Below are 21,076 nucleotides of genomic sequence, written 5' to 3'. Positions count from 1 at the left end.
AAACGGTATCGTTCTGGTTTGAGGAAGGCTCAGAGCTGGTATAGGTTTGCTTGTCTTTCACTAAACCGAGTTTCGTCAACTTCTGCGGCTACAGGTACGACAGATACACCGTCAGACATCGTTTTTAATCCATCTAGAATAAGGGTTTGCCCCTCTTTTACGCCATCAGTCACTATCCAGTTGTTTTGATAACTACCTTCAGTGGTGACCTCTACCTGTTTGGCTTTGCCGTTTTCAATGACATATACCATCAGTTCACCGGCACTGTTTCTCTGCGCCGCACGTTGGGGGATTAGGAATGCGTTTGTTTTGCCCAGTTCGACCGATGCTCGAACAAACATCCCAGGTAGTAGCAGTTCTTCAGGGTTATCGAATGCAAATCGAATGGTGACGGTTCCAGTTGAAGTAGACGTCGTAGCACTGGCGGTGACTAGAGAGCCTACGCCTTGATAAAGCTCTCCATCGTCAAGTATGAGGCTCGCTTTTATTTTTTCGTTTGGGATTAACGTTCCACGGTCTATTTTACGTCTGATTGCGAGAATTCTTGACGAGGTCTCTAGCATATCCATGTAGATAGGATTTAACCGCGTTATCGTGGTCATTGCGTCGGATTGACCTGCCGTGACCAAATCACCAACAGACACCTCCGATACCTCTGCTTTCCCCTGAATCGGGCTGGTTATTTTTGTCCAGGATAATTGTGTCGTTGCATATTTCAAATTGCTCTTCGCTGAGTCATAAGTTGCTTGAGCTGCTGCAAGTTCGGACTGGGCACTTTCCACTTCAGCCGCAGTGAACCCTTTTCCCTTCAGTTTTAAAGCCCTTTGATAGGCGGCTCTTTTAACTGGCAAATCCGCTGCGGCAGCGGCAAGATCGGCTTTATACGATTCAACCGATGCCACATAAGCCGCATCATCTAACTCAAAGAGAGGGTCGCCAATGTTTAACGTTTGCCCAGGTTGATATACCACTTTCGTAACGACACCATCCACTCTAGGGCGTATTTCGACTTGCTCATAAGCGACGGTCCTGCCAGGAAGACTATAAATAGTAGGGACGAGTTGACGTTTAAGAGTAAGGGCACCGACCTGCATAGCAGCATCGTTTCTGGGGAGCTTCCTGCGCTAAGACGTTACCAAAAGAGAGCCAGTTTACCGTGGCTACGAATGTACAAACCCAAATGATCTTTAAAGATCGGACCATGTTTTTCTCCGGAAATTGCAATTAAGGGTATTTTTAAAGTCTATTTGATATATTTATTTTTGCTGATAAACAGTTAAGAGATCTCGATAGCCCGTTGAGCAACACTGGCTATGTCGATTAGCATTAACCTAATTGTCGTGTTCGTTAGCGCAGACGATTTAAAACGAATGCACAAGCAGAACACATTAGAATCATTCCTGTCATTGGTAGGGAGGTACCGTTATCCATGGTGCTAACCAGTGCACTGATACCTCCGGCGAATCCGAATTGAAGCACCCCGATAAGCGATGATGCGCTACCAGCATCCTTTGTGCGAGAAGACATCGCCAGTGCCATGGCGTTTGCGCTGACGACAGGGACGAGTCCAATACATAGCGCTAACGGAGCCATAAACACAAAAATATTTGCAGTATCTCGAAGGAAAAACAGCATAACGGCAGCGAGTAAGCTGATGAATACCGAGATATTAAAAATAACTTGAGGCGAAAACCTTGCCAGTAGCATGCGATTTAACTGACTCATAACCACCATGAGTAATGCCGTGCCGCTGAACGCCCAACTATAATGCTGCTGAGATAAACCATAAATGTTCATCAAGATATTTGGTGAGCCAGTTATGAAGCAAAACATAACGGAAACAGCTAACCCGCCCGATAATGAAGGCAACAAGAATGATTTGTCGCTTAATAACGCTTTAAACCCTCTATAGATGCTCGCCATATTTTGCGACTGTCGTTGTTCTTTTGGTAATGATTCAGGCACGTATTTATAGGTAAGAGCCAGACAAAGCAATCCAAACACGGTCAGAAAATAGAAAATGACATTCCAACTGCTGCTAACCAATATATAGGCGCCTAGAATAGGTGCTACGATAGGCCCAACTCCCTGAATTACCATTATTAGTGATAACGCTTGCGCAGATTCTTTCTGATCATAGACGTCTTGAATAATCGCACGGCTTATCACCATTCCAGAGCATCCTCCTATCGCTTGTATAAAGCGAAACCCATTAAACATCTGAATGTTTGGCGCTAAAGCTATAGCAAGAGATGAAACAATAAATATTACTATTCCTATGACTAATGGTATGCGTCGCCCGTACTTATCCGCGAGAGGACCATAAAGGAGTTGCCCTAATGCCATACCAATAAAAAAAGTCGAAAGGCTAAATTGGACATTGGAGATATCCGTATTCAAATCTGCAGCAATAGAAGTAAAACCAGATAAGTACATATCGGTGGCAAACGGAGCGAATATAGCAAGCGCTGCAAGTACCAAGGTAAGGAATCCACGTTTTTCGATGGGTAGATTCATAGTATTTGAGTTTGATGGCATTGTGCCCCCTGACTATAAATTGCGTTAAATCACATTTTACGAGTGATTATTGATAATCACCAATATATAATAACGACATTATTGATAATAAAAATTGAATCAATGTTAGAGATTAAGCAACTACGTTACTTTATTGCTGTCGCCGAAGAAACTGCACTTTGGAAAAGCAGCAGAACGTTTACACATCGCCCAGCCAGCACTTAGCATTCAGATAAAAACGTTGGAAGAAAAGCTCGGAGGACGTTTGTTTGAGAGGACTAGTCGTGACGTGCGATTGACTTCGGCGGGAACTCATTTCTTACATGAATCCTACCTTGCAGTCAGGCAACTCGAAAAGGCTGAGTTGGTCGCCCGTTCTGTATTGAATGGAACGATGGGACGATTGAATATTGGTTATTCGGGGAGCGTTGCTTATTCGGGATTACTCGGTCAATACATTCAACCTTTCAGGAAGCACATGCCGGATATTGATATCCACTTAACCGAAGTGAACCCTATCTCGCAATTGGAATCCCTGAAGAACGAGAAGCTTGATCTTGGATTTTGCACCACGTTTGGGTTGGAGGTTTCTGAAGAACTGTGTGCTGAAAAGCTGGTGAGTTGGCCGCCATGTATTGTTGTTCCTTCTACGCACCGATTAGCAACAAGAACCGAAGTACTGATGTCTGATCTTGTTCATGAAAGCTTTGTTGTGTACTCAAATTCAGATAGGGATGATGGCAAAGCACTCAGGGCTCTTCACAATTTTGAGCCGAATATTGTCCAGAGAACATCCAATTTAATGTCTGTGTTGGCTATCGTTTCTAGCGGGTTAGGTATTTCCGTTGTTCCTGAAGTGATGCGAACTACGCTTAATCATGCGGGAATCGTTTATATCCCATTAAAAGAAATCGGGGACATTGTTATTGATATATCTATGATATACAAAAGGAATGCAATGAGTACGTCTTTACATTCGTTGCTTGAATACATAAAAAACCACTAAGTGATTACTTGTTTTTTATGTGCGTCGTTCACTGTCAATAGCAGAGAGCGATATGCTCTAATATCGAGCTGTTCAGGGATGCCAATTTACTTAAATTTTACATTTTACTGATAGTAGCTGTTTTCTTGTGAGCGCTTATACTGGAATCTATTTTTGAATTATATTTGTAGATTTTTTAAACAATCAATCAACTTTTCTAACGCGGGGTTAAGACTATCTTTTCTCCAGACAATGACATATTCAACAGTCGGTGCATTAGCAATATCTCGAAAAGTGACATTAGGGGTTTGAACTTTCTTTAAAGGTTCTGGTACTAATGCTACTCCCAACTCTTCAGCAACCATATTGATGATTGTTTGCTGAAGTTGTGTTTCTAAAATTACTTTTGGCTCAAAACCGAACTGATTTGCATAAACTTTTATGGCATTCCGCAGCTCTGGTGCGACACTCCACGGAGTTGCAATAAATGATTCGTTGGCTAGAAACCGAACCTGATACCGTATCCATTTTTGCCAGTGCATGAGATGTAGGTAACGCAAGGCATAGCTTCTCTTCTTTAAGTTTTAACGAGTTGAGGCCTACATCATATGGTGTTTTTAGCATTACGGCAGCGTCAAATTTTCCTGACTGAATAAGCTTGACGAGTTCTGTTGGTATCACTTCTTCTAGATGTAAAGACACATCTGGGTAGAGAGCTAAATACTTTTTTGTAAGCTGTGGAATGATGTTGTATGCCGCGTGCATCATGAAACCAATCGATAGTTGTCCAGCTTTGCCTTTGACTATGTCTTGCACGTTTTGATAGGCATCAGACATAGCGGCCAGAATTCGTTTTGAGTCCATGTAGAAGCGTTCTCCGGCAGGAGTTAACGTGACTCCTTTTGGATGCCTAACAAAAAGGGTGGCTTCTAACTCATTCTCAAGAAGGCTAATTTGTCTGCTCAGGGGAGGTTGGGTTAAATGAAGCATTTTTGCAGCCCGACCTATGTTCCCAATCTCAGCAACAGCGATAAAATATTTAAGTTGTTTAATATCAACATTCATACAAAAAAGGTATCAAGTAGTGTTATAAATGATATTAGATTAAATAGTGTTGTTTGGATAGAGTCTAATCTTTCTTCAGATTAATGGTTCTTCTGTGGTATCTACATTTCTTATTATTTTTCCTATTTTTGCTCTAATCTTCTGTGGTTGGCTACTTAGATACAAGGGTTGGGTGGGCGATCAAGCGACAACTGAGTTAAACAAGTATGTGGTTTTTCTTGCTCTGCCAGCTCTGTTATTCGATATTGTTGCCACTTCTGAATGGCACCAACTATGGCGCCCCGAATTTATCGCTGCTTTTCTATTGGCGACTTTTGTACTGTTTACGTTAACTCTGCTATTTCAGATGAAAAGAGGAAGAGCGCTAGCGGATGCTTCAATCGATGCTCTTAATAGTAGTTATGCAAATACTGGATTTATGGGGTTTCCATTATTACTTGCTATTGTGGGGGACGAGTCTCAAACTTATGCACTAAGTGCGACAATCATTACGGTATGTGTACTTTTTGCCATCAGTATTATCCTGGTCGAGTGCGGTAGTAATCGTGGTCGACAACAGAAAGATATTGCAATGACAGTTCTTAAAAAAGTATCTAGTAATCCTATTATTGTTGCTCCTGTAGTCGCTTCCTTTATTCCTGTTTCTGGGCTTACATATACCTCATTTTATTAGTTCATCGTTAGATCTCCTTGGCGGCTCAGCAGCACCTTGTGCATTAGTCACGATTGGGTTGTTTCTTGGAGGCAGAGAGGTTAGTAGTGCCAGTTCATTTTTGACAAAGAGAACGATGCTGTTTGTATTCACAAAGTTGATTGTTCACCCAACCTTAGTTTTCATTTTGGTCAGCTCTCTATTTCCATTATCTGAGCCTGCGTTACTTTGTGTCTTGTTGCTATCAGCGCTTCCAACAGGGACAGGGCCGTTTATGGTAGCAGAATACTATGGACGTGAATGTTCTTTAACGTCTGATGTGATTTTGCTTTCCACTCTATTTTCTCCTATAACACTTGCTTTGTTAGTGTATACCTTTCAACTGCAATAGGGGACTAGTATGTTCGCTTAAGATCGGTCAGAAAAAGCGCTGCAAACAACATTTGTACAGAACTAGCAATAAAGAAACATGTAGCCGGTAGAAAAATCGGATACAAATCACAGATATCATTGGAATGAATAGACGTTGCCTTATTATTCCATGTATCATCTAAAACGTAATACAGATTGTTACCAATAGGGCGAAACTGTATGCATCACACAAGATAAGCTAGGTATAGCTTTGTGTTTTGTATATCAGGTTCGCCTTTTTTGTTTTTTTAGTTTCAATAACGAGAGCACAAAGGCATGTTTACAATAATACAAGTGCTAAACAATAACGTGGTCAGCGCCGCCGATGAGAAAGGACAGGAGTTGATACTGACGGGGAAAGGGCTTGGCTTTAAGGCTCTACCTGGAGGGGAAATTGATCCTAGTATTGCTGAGAAGGTATTCAGATTAAATCAAGGCGATGCCACATCCGAACGGCTCAAAGTATTGATGGAGAGTTTGCCTCTTGAGGTTGTTGAAATTACAGAATTTATCTGTAATGAAGCAGAAAAATCATTGAATAAAAAGTTTGGTAACGGCTTGTTCGTGTCGTTGTCCGATCACTTGGATTTTGCCATTAAACGCTCTAAAGACGGTCTAAGCATACCGAAACCCTTTTGAATGGGAAATCCGCAGTTTTTACGATCAAGAATTTAAATTTGCCGAAGGCATTATTCAAAAGATACTTTTAAATTGGGGTGTTCTGTTAGAAAGATCTGAGGCCTGTAGTATTGCCTTGCATATTATTAATGCGGATAACAGTAATCTAAACGATTTTAAGTCTCTAACAAAAATTGTTTATCAAATACTCAATATTGTTAAGTATGTTTTTAATGTAGAACTTGATGAAAATTCACCGAATTATCATCGATTCGTTACACATCTTAAATTTTTTGCCCAGCGCATTGGTAAAAAGGAGGTTATTACCAATCACGATTCTTTACTGTCGGACCTGTTGATAAAAGAGTTAACTAAAACTCATCAGTGTGTTGATACGATTTCCGAATTTGTCAGGAAAACCTATGATCATCCTATGAGTGACTCTGAAAAACTGTATTTAGTGATTCATATTGATAGAGTCCTTAACGACGTTAGATAGTTACATTTATGTCCACGAGGCTTGTTACTGTTAAATCAGGCAAACACCAGAGGGATTATTTGCTGCTCTAGCAGCCAATTTTCATTTCTTTCTGGAGACATACCATGTCAAATAAAGAGTTAGCTAATCAAATTATACGGTTAGTGGGTGGTGACGATAACATCACCGTTTCTTTTTCACTGCATTACTCGATTAAGATTCAATTTAAAGGACTTGTCGAAGGCAAATAAAGACGCTATCGCTGATCTCGATGGTGTATTTGGTACCAATCTTTCAGGCGATCAATTTCAAGTTATTCTTGGTGATAGAGTCAGCAAAGTTTGTGATGAAATATACACAACAATTCCACGCTTACGTAAATCATCACAAGAAGGCTCTGCTGAAAACGAAACTGCGGAGAAATCTGGGAAACTAGCTTTCCTGATGGAAACAATCAGTGGTATTTTCTCGCCGATTATCCCTGCGATTGCCGGTGCTGGTATCCTTAAAGGTATACTGGCGTTATTGCTAACATTCGATATTCTTCCAAAAGACAGTCAAAACTACCAGATACTGAATGCTATCAGTGATGGTGTTTTTTATCTGCTACCAATTGTGTTGGCTCACAGTTGCTCAGTACGTTTTAAATGTAATTCTTATGTAGCAATGGCAGTTGCTGCCGCTTTATTTCATCCAAGCCTATCTGGACTCTTTGCGGCAAGTAAACAAAGCGGTATAGACATTAGCTTCTTTGGTCTGCCTATCACGCCAGCATCTTACGCATCTTCGGTTATCCCAATTATTTTAGCGATTTGGCTCATGTCTTATGTTGAAAAGTTCATAGACAAGTTTATGCCAGGTTCGTTGAAAACCATGTTTGTCCCGTTATTGACACTTATTATTGTTACGCCAATTACATTAAGCGTATTAGGGCCAATTGGTTTGTTTTTAGGTGGGAACCTTACTGGAGGGGTATTGTGGTTATTGGAAAACATGGGATGGCTTGCTGGGTTGATCTTGGGCGGTACGATGTCAGTACTAATCATTACCGGCATGCATTACACCCTTGTGCCTGTAATGGTAAATAACGTCAGTACAATGGGATTTGATCCAATTAAGCCATTATTCTTTGTCGCTAACCTTGGTCAAGCGGGTGCTGCATTCGGCGTCTTTTTAAAAACAAAAGATAAAAAAATGAAATCGCTTGCTCTTTCAGTGAGTCTTACAGCAGCAATGGGTATTACTGAACCTGCAATGTATGGTGTCAATATCCGTTTGAAAAGACCGTTCTTTGCTGCACTAATTGGTGGAGCTCTAGGTGGGTCTTTCGCAGTCACAGCTGGTGTAAAAGCATACGCCTTCACAATGAGTGGTTTACCAGGGCTACCGGCATTAGCTGGTCCTACATTCTTCTATGCCATCGGTAGTATGTTGATTAGTTTTGTCGCTGCAGCTGCGATTACTTATGTGGTTGGTTTTGAGGATAAACCTAGTTCCACGGAGAAAGAAGCATCGGTGAACAAAACTCCGGCTTCTGTTGTAACGCAAGCAAAAGAAGCAGTAAAAGCTCTTGCTCAAGAAACTATCTTCCCTCCAGTTAAAGGTGAGTTTGTCAAGTTAGAGAATGTTAGCGACCCGGTCTTTGCGACGGAAACTTTTGGTAAAGGACTGGCCATTAAACCATATGAAGGACTTGTAACTTCTCCTGTTAATGGTGTGGTGACTTCGATATTCCCAACGAAACATGCAATTGCAATTACTAGTGACAATGGGGCAGAAATTCTAATCCATATTGGCATTGATACGGTGAAACTCAACGGAAGGTACTTTTCTTCCAATATTGAGGATGGAGACACTATTACCGTCGGTCAGCCACTAGTCGAATTTGAACTGGAGTCACTTGAACGAGAAGGGGTTGATACCAGCGTCATCATGGTCGTAACCAATACGTCCGACTATCAAGAGTTCACTCTTAACGAGAGCATCCGAGAAGATGAACACGTCATTAAACTGGCCGCTCAACCAAGTTTTGCTTAAGGCACCAACAGATTAAGGAATAGCAATGAACACATTAAAAGGTTTCCCAGATAATTTTCTATGGGGCGGAGCGACCGCTGCAAACCAGATTGAAGGCGGATCAGATCAGGACGGTAAAGGTTTATCTGTTTCTGACGTCTACATTTTTGACGACAAAGCACCAAAAGAAACTTGGTCTAACCAATGGTTTATGATGACCCATGATCAAGTAAAAGAGGCGATGGACCCTAATTCAACAAAGTACTATCCAAAGCGTCATGGTGTTGACTTTTATAACCGTTATGAAGAAGACATTGCTCTCTTTGCCGAAATGGGTTTTAAGTGCTTCCGTATGTCTCTTGCTTGGACTCGTATTTTTCCGAATGGAGATGAAGCAGAGCCAAACCAAGCTGGGTTGGAGTTTTATGACCGTGTTTTTGAATGTTTAGAAAAACACAATATCATTCCTATCGTTTCACTTTCTCATTATGAAATGCCGCTAAATTTGGCCGTAAACCACGAAGGCTGGACTAATCGCGAAGTAATTGATCTTTATCTAAAGTTTGCAACCACAGTATTCGAGCGATACAAAGATAAAGTTAAGCACTGGATGATGTTTAATGAGATAAACTGTGTCAAACATCACCCTTATGTGAGCGTGGGAATAATTGAAGAAGGTCATCCAAATATTGAACAAGCGAAATACCAAGGTGCCCACCATCAGTTTGTAGCAAGTGCATTAGCGGCTAAAGCGTGTCGAGAAACTATTTCTGGGGTTCAGATTGGCTGCATGATTAGTTATCAAATGTTGTATCCAAACACTTGTCGCCCGGAAGACGTGCAGGCTTGTGAAGAGCAACAACGAGTATCGTTGTTCTTCTCTGATGTATTAGCCCGTGGTGCATACCCTCCATACGCAGAACGCATGCTGAAAGACAAAGGCGTGACACTTAAAAAACATGTTGGTGACGATGAAATTCTTGCTGCATATACTGTCGATTTCATTTCATTTAGCTATTACATGTCGAGTACGGTCAGTGCTAATCCAGAGCAGCTAGAAGGTGCTCAAGGTAACCTCATCACGGGTGGTATTAAAAACCCTTATTTACCAAGTAGTGAATGGGGATGGCAAATCGATCCGAAAGGCTTACGTTTGGCTCTAAATCAACTCCATGACCGTTACCAAAAGCCTATTTTTATCGCAGAAAATGGCTTAGGTACGTCAGATAAAGTGTCAGAAGACGGCTCAATTCAGGACGACTATCGTATTGATTATCTTCGTCAGCACATTGAGCAAATGCGCGAAGCGATTAACGATGGTGTTAACCTGTTTGGTTATACATGGTGGGGACCGTTGGACATCGTTAGCGCGAGTACAAACCAAGTGTCAAAACGTTATGGCTTTATCTATATCGATCAGGATGATAATGGTAACGGTACTCGTGACAGAAAACGCAAGAAAAGCTTCTTCTGGTACAAAAAAGTTATCGCATCTAACGGTAGCGATTTAAGTTAATCCCCCCTAAAACAAAGCTGCAACGTATTTGCTCTTGGTACGTTTGCAGCTTTGCTTTTGAACTTATTAAGCTACTCTTTTATAGAAGGCGGTAGGTTCTTTCACATTATAGAAATAGCCCGACATCTAACCTTGCCACTTCACAGGCGCTGAATCTCATTCAGAGAGAGTAGGCCGTCCATATCAACCAGGTAGGTTCCGCTTACCGCTTGGCGTACTTTTTTATCCACGATGTATGTAGTTCCATCGTTTTCTACCGCCATAACGTTTAAGACGCCCAGTTTGTTGAAGTAATCCTTATCAAATGCGAGCTGCAACTCTATCGTCCTATCAAACAATCAATGACTTTAAAGGATAACATCCTGCTTGCATATAAAGTGGTCATTAATATGCCTTTTATGACGTATGAACAGTATTTCCAGTACTCTGGAATGCCAAAACTCATCATCATGGATTGGCCATCTTAGGGTAATATTCATATCAAAAATAAAGAAACGCCATTGATCAATTTGATTGCGTTGTTTGATGGTGCAACCCCCGAAGCGTGTCGTGCATTTGCAAGGTCATGAATGCGACGGAGTTTAAAAACTGTCTAGGTATTGGGTATTACCCGGACCATACTCAGAAACAATTTGAACCCGAACAAGCCGAACTTCTGTGATTAGGTTGTTCCTGAGTATGACCATGGATCTGAACGATTGTCTCAACACAACCAGTCAGTTAAGCGTCAAGTACCCAGTTAGTTGCATATACAGTGATAATGATCAGAACGGTCAGAATGACGGGAATAGCGAGCATCTTTGCCAGCTTTTTCTTGAAGCTCTGTGGTTCAAATACCACGCCTTCTGCTTCCTTTACTCGGCGATCTTCATCGAAATGCCATTTAATCGCAAAGTAGGCGCCAATCGCTGTGACAATAATCTTAAGTGCGCCTGCAAAGTATGGAAAGAAGTTAAACCAACCGTTGCTCATTATCTATCTCCATCAAATTCAATATCTATTTACGGTAAAAATCAGAGGCTCATGATTATCTCGCCTCATACCCATCAAGGTGTAATCTTGTTCTATTTTGCTATTTTTCCACCATGCTAAGAGGTTTTTCCGCCTTGGTATAGATACAGAAGGGCACTGTAAACACATAACAGTTGTTGGATTCAACTGTTTATCAACAAGATGGTAGAGACATGAGGTTTGAGAGACAGCAATGAGAACTGCCATATACGGTGGTTTTGCCAGCTCCTCTACCGAGTGCCTATGGTATGTGCATTAGAACTGGAGAAACTCAGCAAGTGTACTGCATTTATTTACGTACAAGAGCAGAAGACAATGAGCACGGCAAAGAGTCATTTATCTGAGGTTGGCGTATTAGCAAATAAGAGCCGCGTTTGCGGCTCTTTTAGGTGTTGTGAACGGTAACTAATGTAAAGGCGTAAATATCATTTTATTTATGCCGTTCTACTTAATCTTTACGCTAGAATTTAGTAGGCACCACGTGTATTAACATACAGAGAATAAATAGAGTGACTGCATGTCATAAATATTCTGTTGTTGTGTTTTCCGCCAAAAGCAAGATTTGCACATCGTTCAGGAGCGTGAATATGTCCGATAATTTTACCGCCTGGATTAATGACGATAATTCCATCCAGCGGGGCAGGGTCTACATCCGGTGCTCCGGTACTTCCCCAACCAGCCCAAATATTACCGTCTTCGTCAACTTTTATACCGTCAAGTGCGCCATTATTCAGAGCTTCGAAATACTTGGTTTTATTAGTGAGTGACCCATCTTTACTGACGTCATATTTCCAAATCAATCGATTTGGCTTTGCGCGACCTTCAACAATAAACAGATGTTTTCCATCAGATGAAAACGCTAAGCCATTTGGGCTTTTGAGGTCTTTTAAAACCAGTTTGAGTTCCCCTGATTTTGCATCAATTCGGTAAACGCCCTGGAAGTCCAAATCCGGCGTGGCCTTTTCTCCCTCATAGTAACCACCAATACCAAATGGCGGATCGGTAAACCAGATTGAACCATCAGTTTCAATCGCTAAGTCATTTGGTGAGTTGAGTTTCTTGCCTTGATAGTTATCCGCTAAAACAGTCACAGAAACCGTCTTCTTCTGTACGAATGACTCTCCGGCCCAAGTGTTCGGCGGTGATCAATCTTCCTTGTAAATCGAACACATTACCATTGGAATTATTTGATTGAGCTTTTAAAGCGGTTACCTCACCGGTTTTCTCGTCCCATTTTACCAGCCTGTTATTGGGAAGATCACTAAACACCAGGTAATTGCCCTTTTTGTTGTACGCGGGACCTTCAGCCCATCGGAAACCCGTCGCGATTTGTTCCAGACTCGCATTGAAAAGTCTGTACTTTAGGAATGATTCATCCAGAACTTCAATCGCAGGGTCGGGATATCGTAATGAAGGTTTCCAATTCGATGCGCGTGCCTGAACATCAATCGGCATATTAGAAAACTCTTCAGCGGATATCGCGTTGCTCATAGTGACAGATGAAATTAACAATCCTAGCAGATATTTTCCTTTCATTTTATTTCCTTGCTATTGGTAAGTGCTTATTAATGTTTTATTTATGTGCTTTAGAATTCTAGAATCTAACTGAATAACAAGTGTTATGAATATCGATTAAATATCTCGGATGAAAAGAGCGAATTTTTGTTTGAAATTACAAATAGGTAAATACAAATCACTTTAAGGATAGGTTCTAAGTGGATGGTCGTATATTCCTTTGGTTGTGATAAAACTCGCTGAGATGTGCCATTTTTATCCCTCATACGATTGTTTAAGAGCCGCTAAGGGCATCAACGCGTCAGCCCCAGCCCATAACCTGAGGTTATTAATTTTCTGCCGAAAACGTCGTTTGTTTGATTGTTACCGTTTGGTTAATGTTTGTTAACGTTCTGAGGCGGGCGAGCTATGTCCGAACTCATGTTTAACTCTTTAATCAAGGCGGATTCATGAAATTTAACGGAATATATACCCCGGTTATTACCCCATTCAACCAAGACGGCAGCATCAACGTTGAGGCCTACATTGAACACGTATCTTACCTGGTAAAATCAGGTGTGCAGGGTATTGTGATCGGTGGCACGACGGGTGAGTACTATGTCGAGACACTGGAAGAGCGCATTCAGCTCCTGCAACTGGCGAAGGAACAGGTTGCTGACCAGGTGCATGTTGTGTTCGGGACTGGTTCGGTCAACCCGGAAGATTCGATTAAGCTGGCACAAGCCGCGGCGCAATATAAAGCTGATGCGATTTTGGTTGCCACTCCACCTTATTCGCTGCCAACCCAGCAGGAAACTGGCGGCACACGCTCTTGCGGTCGATAAAGCGGCTAACCTGCCTGTCATGTTGTACAACTATCCTGATCGTATGGGCGTGAACATGGAAAAAGAGTTTTTTGACATCGTCTTGTCCGAGTCTGCGAATTTTATTTCTATCAAAGAGAGCTCCGGCGACATTAACCGTTTACATATGCTGGTCAACGACTATCCGCAATTGCAGGTGTCGTGCGGCATGGATGATCAGGCATTAGAGTTCTTCGCCTGGGGATGCCAGAGCTGGGTATGTGCCGGTTCCAACTTCTTACCACAAGAGCATTTAGCGCTGCATCAGGCTTGTGTGATCGACAACGACTTTGTCAAAGGCCGTGCGGTTATGGCAGCAATGATGCCGCTGATGAGTGTGCTCGAACAGGGCGGAAAGTTCATTCAGAGTGTTAAACACGGCGTTGAAATCGATGGTCGTTTTGCCGGTGAAGTTCGCAAGCCATTGTATGGTCTGACGGATCAGGAAAAAAGCCAGATGACGGATGTGGTCAGCACACTCAAGAGTGTTATTGCCGCACTGTAATCCGATACACACATCACGGAGGATGAATGATGTCAGAGCTACTTACACATCAAGACTACATGGCTATTGCTGAGCAGCTTAAGGTTCCGACTCAAAGCTTCATCAATGGTCAGTACTGTGACGCCATATCCGGCAGAACCTACCCGACGACGAACCCGGCGACCGGAGAGCAACTAGCGCTGGTTTCTGCCTGTGATGCGCAGGATGTCGATAAGGCGGTTGCAGCAGCAAAGCAGGCGTTTGAAAACGGCGGCTGGAGCCAACTGCATCCGAATGAGCGCAAACGTATTTTGCAGGCGTTCGGACAGCTGGTGTCGCAACACGCAAACGAACTGGCGGTGATGGAATGTCTCGATTCAGGTAAGCCAATCAGTGACTGTGTCACGATTGATGTACCTGAGTTTGTGCATACCGTGAACTGGCACGCTGAAGCGATCGATAAGATTTACGATCAAACCGCCCCGGTTGGTAATGAGGCGATGGCGATGATCGTCAGAGAGCCGGTTGGTGTGGTAGGCGCTGTATTGCCGTGGAATTTCCCGATGCTGATGCTGGGCTGGAAAATCGCACCGGCATTAGCGGCGGGCTGTTCCGTGGTGGTGAAACCAGCGGAACAGACGTCATTAACGGCTTTGCGCCTGGCTGAACTGGCCTCTGCCGCGGGTATCCCGGATGGCGTGTTCAGTGTGGTCACGGGCAGTGGTGCAGAAGTGGGTGAGCCGCTTGGCCGCCATGCCGATGTCGATATGGTGACCTTTACCGGTTCAACGGTCACCGGGCGTCGGTTCCTTAACTATTCTGCCGAATCTAACCTGAAAAAAGTGGTGCTTGAGCTTGGCGGTAAAAACCCTTGCGTTGTGCTCAACGATGCTGAGCATTTAGATAAAATTGCCCAGCATATCTGTTCTGCAGCCTTTTGGAATATGGGTGAGAACTGCTCTGCTGCGTCACGTCTTATCGTGCAGTCAGGCATCAAGCCGCAACTGATGGCGCATATCTTAACAGCGCTTAAAGAGTGGCAGATGGGGTGCCCGCTTAATCCGGACAACCAGTTGGGTGCCATGATTGACCGCCGTCACTATGACAAGGTCATGAGTTACATCCAGCTAGGTAAAGAAAAGGGTTATACCCTCTTAGCCGGTGGTGAGAGCCGCGACGGCGTCTACATTGAACCGACCATTTTTGATGGTGTGGATAATCAGGATCAAATTGCGCAAGAAGAGATCTTCGGCCCTGTACTGTCTGTGATTACTGTCGATTCGGTTGAAGAAGCGTTGCGGGTTGCCAATGAGACCAGTTATGGCTTAGCGGCTTCACTGTTTACGACCAGTAACGGCGCAGCATTGCGCGCAGCCCGTGCCATCAAAGCCGGTACGGTCACGGTTAACTGCTTTGGTGAAGGAGATATCACCACACCATTCGGCGGGTATAAGCAATCCGGATTCGGCGGGCGTGATAATTCGGTTCATGCCCATGACCAATATACCGAGCTCAAAACGATTTGGGTCGACATGACACACGACTTATAACCGTCTGAGGCTGTTTAACGACTGAAGTCCGGTGATTACGGTGTCGCGGTGAAGCGGTTTAACGCTCACCGCAACCAACGCCGGATGAGTAGGCATGCGAGCAAGGAAAAACGTATGCGAAACATGATTAATGTAAGCAAGTTACCAACGGACAGAGGTGAAGCGGCCTGGAATGCGATTCTGGGTAAACAAGTCTCTTATCCGCAGGTGGACTGCAATACCAGCTATGACTGGGTTATTGTAGGTGGTGGATTTGCCGGCCTGGCAGCGGCGCGGCGACTGACGCAGTTAGTGGGTGCAGGGGAGCGTATTGCGGTTTCTCGAAGCACGGCAGCTCGCGCACGGTCCGGCCGGACGTAACAGCGGGTTTATGATCGATCTGCCGCATGAGTTAACGTCTGAAACCTATTCCGGCGGAATGGAAGACGATCGACGCAAAATCAAGCTCAATCGTATCGCGATTAATTTCGCACGCGATTTGGCGCAAGAGTATGAGTTTGGCAAGAAGGTGTTTGATCCGTGTGGTAAGGTCACGGCGGCATGCACCGAAAAAGCGCGCAAACATATTCATTCCTACGCTAAACATCTTGCTGCGCTGGGGGAAAACTACAACCTGTTGAGTGATTCTTATCTGAAAGAATGGACCGGGACTGATTTCTACCGCCAGGGTTTATTTACACCGGGTGCGGTGATGATTCAACCGGCGGCGTTTATTCGTAACAGTGCGGCCGCTTTGCAGGGTAAGGTCGATATCTATGAAAACAGTCCGGTGATCGAGATGGATCTCGGCGATGTGCATCGCCTCAAGACACCGAAAGGCATAGTGTCTGCTAAACGAGTGATACTGGCGGTTAACGGCCATATTCAGTCATTCGGCTTTTTCCCGCGTCAGCTACTGCATGTGTTTACCTATGCTTCGATGACCCGCAAGCTGACGTCGCGTGAAGTCTTTCGCCTCGGCGGTGTGTCGGACTGGGGAATTCTGCCCGCCGATCCATTAGGAACCACGGTACGCCGCATTTCAGATTACCAAGGATCAGGCGATCGCATCATCATTCGTAACCAAGCGACCTTGAATCAGTCGATAGTGGCATCCGACAGCAACATGAAACGGGCCAAGTTGCTGCAGGATCGCTCATTTGAAAATCGTTTCCCGATGCTGAAAGGCGTGGATATGGAATACCGTTGGGGCGGCCGCTTGTGTTTGTCTATCAACTCCGTCCCTGCCTTTGGTGAAGTGGAAAACAGAGTGTATGCCGCGGCCTGCCAAAACGGGTTAGGAACCGTGCAGGGCACCTTGTCCGGGATGATGGCTGCGGAACTAGCCGTGCTAAAACATTCCCCAACCCTGGATGAATATAGGCTGCAACAAGCTCCGAAGCAGTTGCCGCCGGAACCTTTTCTCTCCCTTGGCGCGAATACAACGATGCGCTGGAAAGAGTGGCAGGCAGGTATAGAGCTGTAGTTAATTTGGGTAGTATCTTCTTTAGTGTTCTCACGGGCATTTTTGACAGGGCGAAAGCCCTGTTTTTTTATGTCTTGCTATCAACTCCGGTCATGACGTTCCGTCGCACTTCACTCTGTTAGCAAGCAATATATACCCTTCCTACTTGAAGCTGCAGCGGTGTTGGCTGCATTCGTTCACCCCAATCACATAGTGTCTCTATGCTCATGGGGATTCACTCATTTGCCGCCTACCTGCAACTCCAAGTTGTTTGGGTATAGCAACATAGAAACATAGAAACATAGAAACATAGAAACATAGAAACATCCCAGCCTTACAGAGTTCATCCTTCACATCATCATGTTATTACGGCAGGAAACGTTACTCCGCTTTTGCTGCAATAAATCGTATTGCGACCAAAGTAAAAATGTCTTAAGGGCAGCATGCGCTGTTAGACGCAGGACACCAGACACCAGACACCAGTAAGTGACCGGTCGGGAGCATCAATGCTGCCCCAATGCTGACCGACCAGGGCAAAACTGTTTGTGGTATCAACGGCTGATGTTTGCGGCGCGCTGTACGCTGCAGAAACGGGCAAGCAATTGCGCGCAGCATTACACGTAGTGTGGGGCAGGAAATACTGCGCGTTAATGAGGACGGCGATAACCGCTGTCGGCTGATTTGGGGTATGCGAAACCAGAGATTAGCCGTGCTGATGTGCGCAGCATAGTGCCGGAGCGATATTCCGGAGCGGGTAAGCGGCAAAAGAAAACCCGCCTGAGGGGGAGATACAGGCGGGTCAGAATTAATCAGCAGCAAGTAACAGGCTAAAGCCTTTTCAACATGGGGTTATGGTCGCCCGTTGGGCTTTAGCTTATCCGTTTTATTTTCCGGTCGTTTTATTTTCCGGTATTGTGGAGCAGCGAATCTGACGCTCTTCGCAGCGTACTCTGCTTTTTGGGATGCGCCTTGTTGTCAGCAACGATATGGTCTTTGTTGATTTCCAGCCATAAGCCGGCGTTTTTGATACCCAGTTTCTCTGGGTTGAACACCGGATCTTTGCCTGCCTTCAATTGAGCGATGTAGTCGTTGTAGACCTTGATTACTTGCGGGAACAAGAAGATAAGCACAAAGCCATTTACCCAAATCATGGCGCCCAAGCCAATTTCACTCACTGCCCAGGCGAGAGCGGATGTGACGTTGAACCAAGCGAAAAACATCACGCACATTAGGACTCGCAGGCTCCAAATCAGCTTGCTGCGCAGCGAGTCACTGCAGTTGCGTGCCAGATAGGCAAGACCGGATTCACCTTCGTAGTAATAGGCAATGGTAGTTGAAAACACGAAGAACAGTAATGACAGGGCAACGATGATACTGCCGAAACCAGGGATCACCGAGTTGACGGCTTCCTGAACCCACACCACGCCAACACTGTTCGCCGCAGCTTGCTCGGCCATGATTTGTGAGCCCTGACCGACATAGAGATAAGAACCGTCAGCCGCGACGACGTTAAAACAATCGGTGATCAATATCAGGAACGCAGTACACAGACAAACCGCGACATCAATATAGACGGTAAATGCGTTGATCATGCCTTGTTCGGCAGGGTGCTTACACTCCGCCGCCGCAGCCGTTGCCGGCGTTTCACCCATGCCCGCACCACTGGAGTTGACCGCACGTTTTACCCCGTAGACCAGGGCACTGCCGAACAGGCCACCAAAGGCGGCATCTTGTCCTATCGCACTGGTTAGGATCAGGTTGACCACGTCAGGGATAGCCTGAATATTGGCAGTAAGCACCACAACGGTCACGACCAAATAGAAGCCTGCCATCACAGGGACAATCAGAGTCGAGAATTTTGCAATGCGGCGGATACCACCGGAAATGACCGCAAACAGAAGGGTGGAAACAATGATACCCGAAACAACAGGGCTGATATCGAGGCTACTTTGGAATGCCATGCCGATATTATTCGCACCAGCACCACTGACAAACAGGGGCACGCCGATTAACGCCAGTAGTGCGAACAGTATTGAGACTGGTTTCCAGCCTAAACCGCTCTCAATATAGTTATAAGGGCCGCCACGATATTGGCCGTCCTGACGAACTTTATAAACCTGGCCGAGGCTGTTTTCGGCAAAGGCAAGCGCAGAAGTTATCAGCGAGGTAAGCAGCATCCATAACACGGCACCTGGCCCGCCATACATCACCGCAACACAAACCCCGCCGATGTTACCAACTGCGATACGATATGCCGCAACGGAACAAAAGGTTTCAAACGGGGATATCCCGTCCGATGACCCTGAACCTTTGCGTAGCAGGCGAAACTGTAAGCGAGGTTTGGTGAGGGTACCAAAGCGCATCGCAACCATATAGGCAATACTGACAAATAATAGCAACAGAATGACAGGCATAGCCCATATAGCGCTATTAATTTCGTTAATATATGTTTCTATATTATTCATTGTTTACTCCTGTAATATTAAATTAGTCCCTTATGTTCTTGCTATTCTGTTCTCCGTAAAAATATTATTCGTGCTAAGTAGGGATGGTTGTTTTTAATGTTTCTACGTTATTGGAAATATATAAATACTTTCGAGTTTATATTACTCGGTAAGCATTATTTTAAGGCGTCTAGATTGCATGCTCTTGTGCAATGTTTTCGACTGGTTACGTATGTTAATGGATTGTTTAAAAACGGACTAGCAACATTTAGTCTGTGCTATTCATAACTTTAGGTAATCGTTTCCGGCAGGGATACTGTGATGAGTTGATGTGAGAAAAGTATTTGATTTAAATGATATTCGAGTTTTGAGTTGCAAGAAGGTGGAGCTAGAACTCAAAGATTGCATTAGGATTTAAAGGCGTATATTTTGTTAAAAGTATGGTAATAAAAATATTAACTGCCTTGTTGCATATATGGAAATAGAGGTTAGCCGTATGGTGAAACATACCGATCCGGATAAGTTATTGATGGCGATGCCCTCATTAAGAGCGATCAAATCTTTTGTCGCTGCAGCCAAACATCAAAGTTTTACTGCCGCAGCGGAATCATTATGTGTGACTCAAGCTGCGATCAGCAGACAAATCCGTGAATTAGAAGCCACTCTGGGGGTGAAGTTATTTCATCGGGTCGGCCGTTCAGTGGAGCTGACCGATGAAGGTAATATTTTCTACGATGCTGCCTATTTGTCCTTTGTAAATATTGCCCAGGCGGCGCAGCGGATTGATAATCATGCTGCTAAACGCAAGGAAATCACCGTTTGTTGCTCTCCGGCATTTTCTGGATGTTGGCTGTCTTATTCTCTGCCGCAATTTTTAAAACTTCATCCTGATATCAACGTTAATATTATTACCACCAACAGTTTACTTAATCTCGAACCCGGAACTAATCCCGATATCTATATCAGTAAAACGTCAGCACCGATCACGGGTTATACCGCAACGCCGCTGTTTTATGATGTTATTTATCCGGTCTGCTCGCCTGAATATCTGCGTCATCATCCGCAAATTGAACAGCTGGATGGTATTGATGAGTCCAAGTTACTGAATCTCAGCCCGCATGGACGTGCTCAGTTAGCGGAACATGTCGACTGGGAAGTATGGATGGCAGAAGTTCAGCACGATCTGGTGTTAAGTAATGGCTATTCCTTTACTTCGAATGACTACAACCTGCTGATACAGTTGGCTACGCAGCACCAGGGGATCTGTTTGGGCTGGCACCATTTAGTGCACCATCTTATCGATGAAGGCAAGCTGGTAAAAATTACTGAGCATCAGGCAACGTATAAAGAGAAGTGCCATTACCTGTTTTGTGCCGACGCCAAGATGTCCGATCCTATATTTGAACAGTTTAAACATTGGCTGCTTGATAAGCTGGCTGCAGAAGACACATCGATCATTCCAAGTTAATACCGCGAGCAGGGTATAAGCCAAGATAGCGATGATGGTGTCGCCGCGTGCGATCATGCA

General features: G+C 44.3%; 21 protein-coding genes and 1 pseudogene. 13 read left to right on the top strand and 9 right to left on the bottom strand.

Features of this window, described 5'->3' with window-relative positions:
* Nucleotides 1-29 precede the first annotated feature (29 nt).
* Nucleotides 30-1,094, bottom strand: a complete 1,065-nt coding sequence (locus ABDK09_04905; GenBank protein ID XAW87569.1) for an efflux RND transporter periplasmic adaptor subunit — start codon at nt 1,092-1,094, stop codon at nt 30-32.
* A 253-nt stretch (nt 1,095-1,347) separates the two neighbouring features.
* Nucleotides 1,348-2,538: a multidrug effflux MFS transporter gene (locus ABDK09_04900; GenBank protein ID XAW87568.1), complete on the bottom strand. Its 1,191-nt coding sequence runs from the start codon at nt 2,536-2,538 to the stop codon at nt 1,348-1,350.
* Between the two features lie 133 nt (nt 2,539-2,671).
* On the opposite strand from ABDK09_04900, the gene ABDK09_04895 reads away from it, so the two are divergent.
* Entirely contained in the window at nt 2,672-3,523 is an 852-nt protein-coding gene (locus ABDK09_04895) for a LysR substrate-binding domain-containing protein (protein XAW87567.1), read from the top strand.
* A gap of 158 nt (nt 3,524-3,681) precedes the next feature.
* Here ABDK09_04895 and ABDK09_04890 read toward each other — a convergent pair whose 3' ends face one another.
* Both ABDK09_04890 and ABDK09_04885 read right to left on the bottom strand, forming a co-directional pair.
* On the bottom strand, nt 3,682-3,957 hold the full coding sequence (locus tag ABDK09_04890; GenBank protein ID XAW88464.1) for a LysR substrate-binding domain-containing protein: 276 nt from the start codon (nt 3,955-3,957) through the stop codon (nt 3,682-3,684).
* Nucleotides 3,914-4,567, bottom strand: coding sequence for a LysR family transcriptional regulator (locus tag ABDK09_04885; protein ID XAW87566.1), 654 nt, complete (start codon nt 4,565-4,567; stop codon nt 3,914-3,916). Before ABDK09_04885 ends, ABDK09_04890 begins: the two co-directional genes overlap by 44 nt.
* 94 nt (nt 4,568-4,661) lie before the next feature.
* Between ABDK09_04885 and ABDK09_04880 the strand changes: the two genes are divergently transcribed.
* From ABDK09_04880 to ABDK09_04855, 6 genes are all read left to right on the top strand, one after another.
* On the top strand, nt 4,662-5,240 hold the full coding sequence (locus ABDK09_04880; GenBank protein ID XAW87565.1) for an AEC family transporter: 579 nt from the start codon (nt 4,662-4,664) through the stop codon (nt 5,238-5,240).
* Entirely contained in the window at nt 5,206-5,610 is a 405-nt protein-coding gene (locus ABDK09_04875; GenBank protein XAW88463.1) for an AEC family transporter, read from the top strand. The genes ABDK09_04880 and ABDK09_04875 overlap by 35 nt, the downstream gene beginning before the upstream one ends.
* A 296-nt stretch (nt 5,611-5,906) precedes the next feature.
* A complete protein-coding gene (locus ABDK09_04870; protein ID XAW87564.1) occupies nt 5,907-6,269 on the top strand; it encodes a CAT RNA binding domain-containing protein in 363 nt (120 codons plus the stop codon).
* A gap of 7 nt (nt 6,270-6,276) precedes the next feature.
* Nucleotides 6,277-6,747: a PRD domain-containing protein gene (locus tag ABDK09_04865; GenBank protein XAW88462.1), complete on the top strand. Its 471-nt coding sequence runs from the start codon at nt 6,277-6,279 to the stop codon at nt 6,745-6,747.
* A 147-nt stretch (nt 6,748-6,894) separates the two neighbouring features.
* The gene (locus tag ABDK09_04860) at nt 6,895-8,763 is read left to right on the top strand and encodes a beta-glucoside-specific PTS transporter subunit IIABC (GenBank protein XAW87563.1); all 1,869 of its coding nucleotides are present in this window, start codon (nt 6,895-6,897) and stop codon (nt 8,761-8,763) included.
* A gap of 25 nt (nt 8,764-8,788) precedes the next feature.
* Entirely contained in the window at nt 8,789-10,258 is a 1,470-nt protein-coding gene (locus tag ABDK09_04855; GenBank protein XAW87562.1) for a glycoside hydrolase family 1 protein, read from the top strand.
* A 143-nt stretch (nt 10,259-10,401) separates the two neighbouring features.
* On the opposite strand, the pseudogene ABDK09_04850 reads toward ABDK09_04855, so the two are convergent.
* From ABDK09_04850 to ABDK09_04835, 4 genes and pseudogenes are all read right to left on the bottom strand, one after another.
* Nucleotides 10,402-10,569: pseudogene (locus ABDK09_04850) on the bottom strand (transcriptional regulator).
* A 409-nt stretch (nt 10,570-10,978) separates the two neighbouring features.
* Nucleotides 10,979-11,230, bottom strand: coding sequence for a hypothetical protein (locus tag ABDK09_04845; protein XAW87561.1), 252 nt, complete (start codon nt 11,228-11,230; stop codon nt 10,979-10,981).
* A gap of 506 nt (nt 11,231-11,736) precedes the next feature.
* Nucleotides 11,737-12,360: an SMP-30/gluconolactonase/LRE family protein gene (locus tag ABDK09_04840; protein XAW87560.1), complete on the bottom strand. Its 624-nt coding sequence runs from the start codon at nt 12,358-12,360 to the stop codon at nt 11,737-11,739.
* The gene (locus ABDK09_04835; protein ID XAW87559.1) at nt 12,341-12,805 is read right to left on the bottom strand and encodes an SMP-30/gluconolactonase/LRE family protein; all 465 of its coding nucleotides are present in this window, start codon (nt 12,803-12,805) and stop codon (nt 12,341-12,343) included. The genes ABDK09_04840 and ABDK09_04835 overlap by 20 nt, the downstream gene beginning before the upstream one ends.
* Before the next feature lie 428 nt (nt 12,806-13,233).
* On the opposite strand from ABDK09_04835, the gene ABDK09_04830 reads away from it, so the two are divergent.
* The 5 genes from ABDK09_04830 (at nt 13,234) to ABDK09_04810 (ending at nt 17,125) form a co-directional block, all read left to right on the top strand.
* Complete coding sequence (locus ABDK09_04830) at nt 13,234-13,608, top strand: dihydrodipicolinate synthase family protein (protein XAW87558.1); 375 nt, start codon at nt 13,234-13,236, stop codon at nt 13,606-13,608.
* Nucleotides 13,529-14,131: a dihydrodipicolinate synthase family protein gene (locus tag ABDK09_04825; GenBank protein ID XAW87557.1), complete on the top strand. Its 603-nt coding sequence runs from the start codon at nt 13,529-13,531 to the stop codon at nt 14,129-14,131. Before ABDK09_04830 ends, ABDK09_04825 begins: the two co-directional genes overlap by 80 nt.
* Before the next feature lie 26 nt (nt 14,132-14,157).
* Nucleotides 14,158-15,660 (top strand): aldehyde dehydrogenase, encoded by a 1,503-nt coding sequence (locus tag ABDK09_04820; protein XAW87556.1) that lies wholly within the window; start codon nt 14,158-14,160, stop codon nt 15,658-15,660.
* Nucleotides 15,661-15,774: 114 nt separating this feature from the next.
* The gene (locus ABDK09_04815) at nt 15,775-16,020 is read left to right on the top strand and encodes a hypothetical protein (protein XAW87555.1); all 246 of its coding nucleotides are present in this window, start codon (nt 15,775-15,777) and stop codon (nt 16,018-16,020) included.
* The gene (locus ABDK09_04810; protein ID XAW87554.1) at nt 15,971-17,125 is read left to right on the top strand and encodes an FAD-binding oxidoreductase; all 1,155 of its coding nucleotides are present in this window, start codon (nt 15,971-15,973) and stop codon (nt 17,123-17,125) included. Before ABDK09_04815 ends, ABDK09_04810 begins: the two co-directional genes overlap by 50 nt.
* 878 nt (nt 17,126-18,003) lie before the next feature.
* On the opposite strand, the gene ABDK09_04805 is transcribed toward ABDK09_04810, so the two are convergent.
* Nucleotides 18,004-19,569 carry an alanine/glycine:cation symporter family protein gene (locus tag ABDK09_04805; protein XAW87553.1) on the bottom strand — a complete coding sequence of 522 codons (1,566 nt, stop codon included), beginning with the start codon at nt 19,567-19,569 and terminating at the stop codon, nt 18,004-18,006.
* Between the two features lie 475 nt (nt 19,570-20,044).
* Here ABDK09_04805 and ABDK09_04800 point away from each other — a divergent pair, with 475 nt between their 5' ends.
* The gene (locus ABDK09_04800; protein XAW87552.1) at nt 20,045-21,016 is read left to right on the top strand and encodes a LysR family transcriptional regulator; all 972 of its coding nucleotides are present in this window, start codon (nt 20,045-20,047) and stop codon (nt 21,014-21,016) included.
* Nucleotides 21,017-21,076 lie beyond the last annotated feature (60 nt).

Source organism: Vibrio sp. CDRSL-10 TSBA, from assembly GCA_039696685.1.
Lineage (GTDB): Bacteria > Pseudomonadota > Gammaproteobacteria > Enterobacterales > Vibrionaceae > Vibrio.
Note: the sequence above shows the minus strand (reverse complement) of the source record. Positions and strands in the feature narration are given on the sequence as shown.

Bases quoted from the DNA above. Each gene is read 5' to 3' on its own strand.
- ABDK09_04905 (XAW87569.1), bottom strand. From the start codon at position 1,094: ATGCAGGTCGGTGCCCTTACTCTTAAACGTCAACTCGTCCCTACTATT.
- ABDK09_04900 (XAW87568.1), bottom strand. From the start codon at position 2,538: ATGCCATCAAACTCAAATACTATGAATCTACCCATCGAAAAACGTGGA.
- ABDK09_04885 (XAW87566.1), bottom strand. From the start codon at position 4,567: ATGAATGTTGATATTAAACAACTTAAATATTTTATCGCTGTTGCTGAG.
- ABDK09_04870 (XAW87564.1), top strand. From the start codon at position 5,907: ATGTTTACAATAATACAAGTGCTAAACAATAACGTGGTCAGCGCCGCC.
- ABDK09_04855 (XAW87562.1), top strand. From the start codon at position 8,789: ATGAACACATTAAAAGGTTTCCCAGATAATTTTCTATGGGGCGGAGCG.
- ABDK09_04845 (XAW87561.1), bottom strand. From the start codon at position 11,230: ATGAGCAACGGTTGGTTTAACTTCTTTCCATACTTTGCAGGCGCACTT.
- ABDK09_04835 (XAW87559.1), bottom strand. From the start codon at position 12,805: ATGAAAGGAAAATATCTGCTAGGATTGTTAATTTCATCTGTCACTATG.
- ABDK09_04830 (XAW87558.1), top strand. From the start codon at position 13,234: ATGAAATTTAACGGAATATATACCCCGGTTATTACCCCATTCAACCAA.
- ABDK09_04825 (XAW87557.1), top strand. From the start codon at position 13,529: ATGCGATTTTGGTTGCCACTCCACCTTATTCGCTGCCAACCCAGCAGG.
- ABDK09_04820 (XAW87556.1), top strand. From the start codon at position 14,158: ATGATGTCAGAGCTACTTACACATCAAGACTACATGGCTATTGCTGAG.
- ABDK09_04815 (XAW87555.1), top strand. From the start codon at position 15,775: ATGCGAAACATGATTAATGTAAGCAAGTTACCAACGGACAGAGGTGAA.
- ABDK09_04805 (XAW87553.1), bottom strand. From the start codon at position 19,569: ATGAATAATATAGAAACATATATTAACGAAATTAATAGCGCTATATGG.
- ABDK09_04800 (XAW87552.1), top strand. From the start codon at position 20,045: ATGGTGAAACATACCGATCCGGATAAGTTATTGATGGCGATGCCCTCA.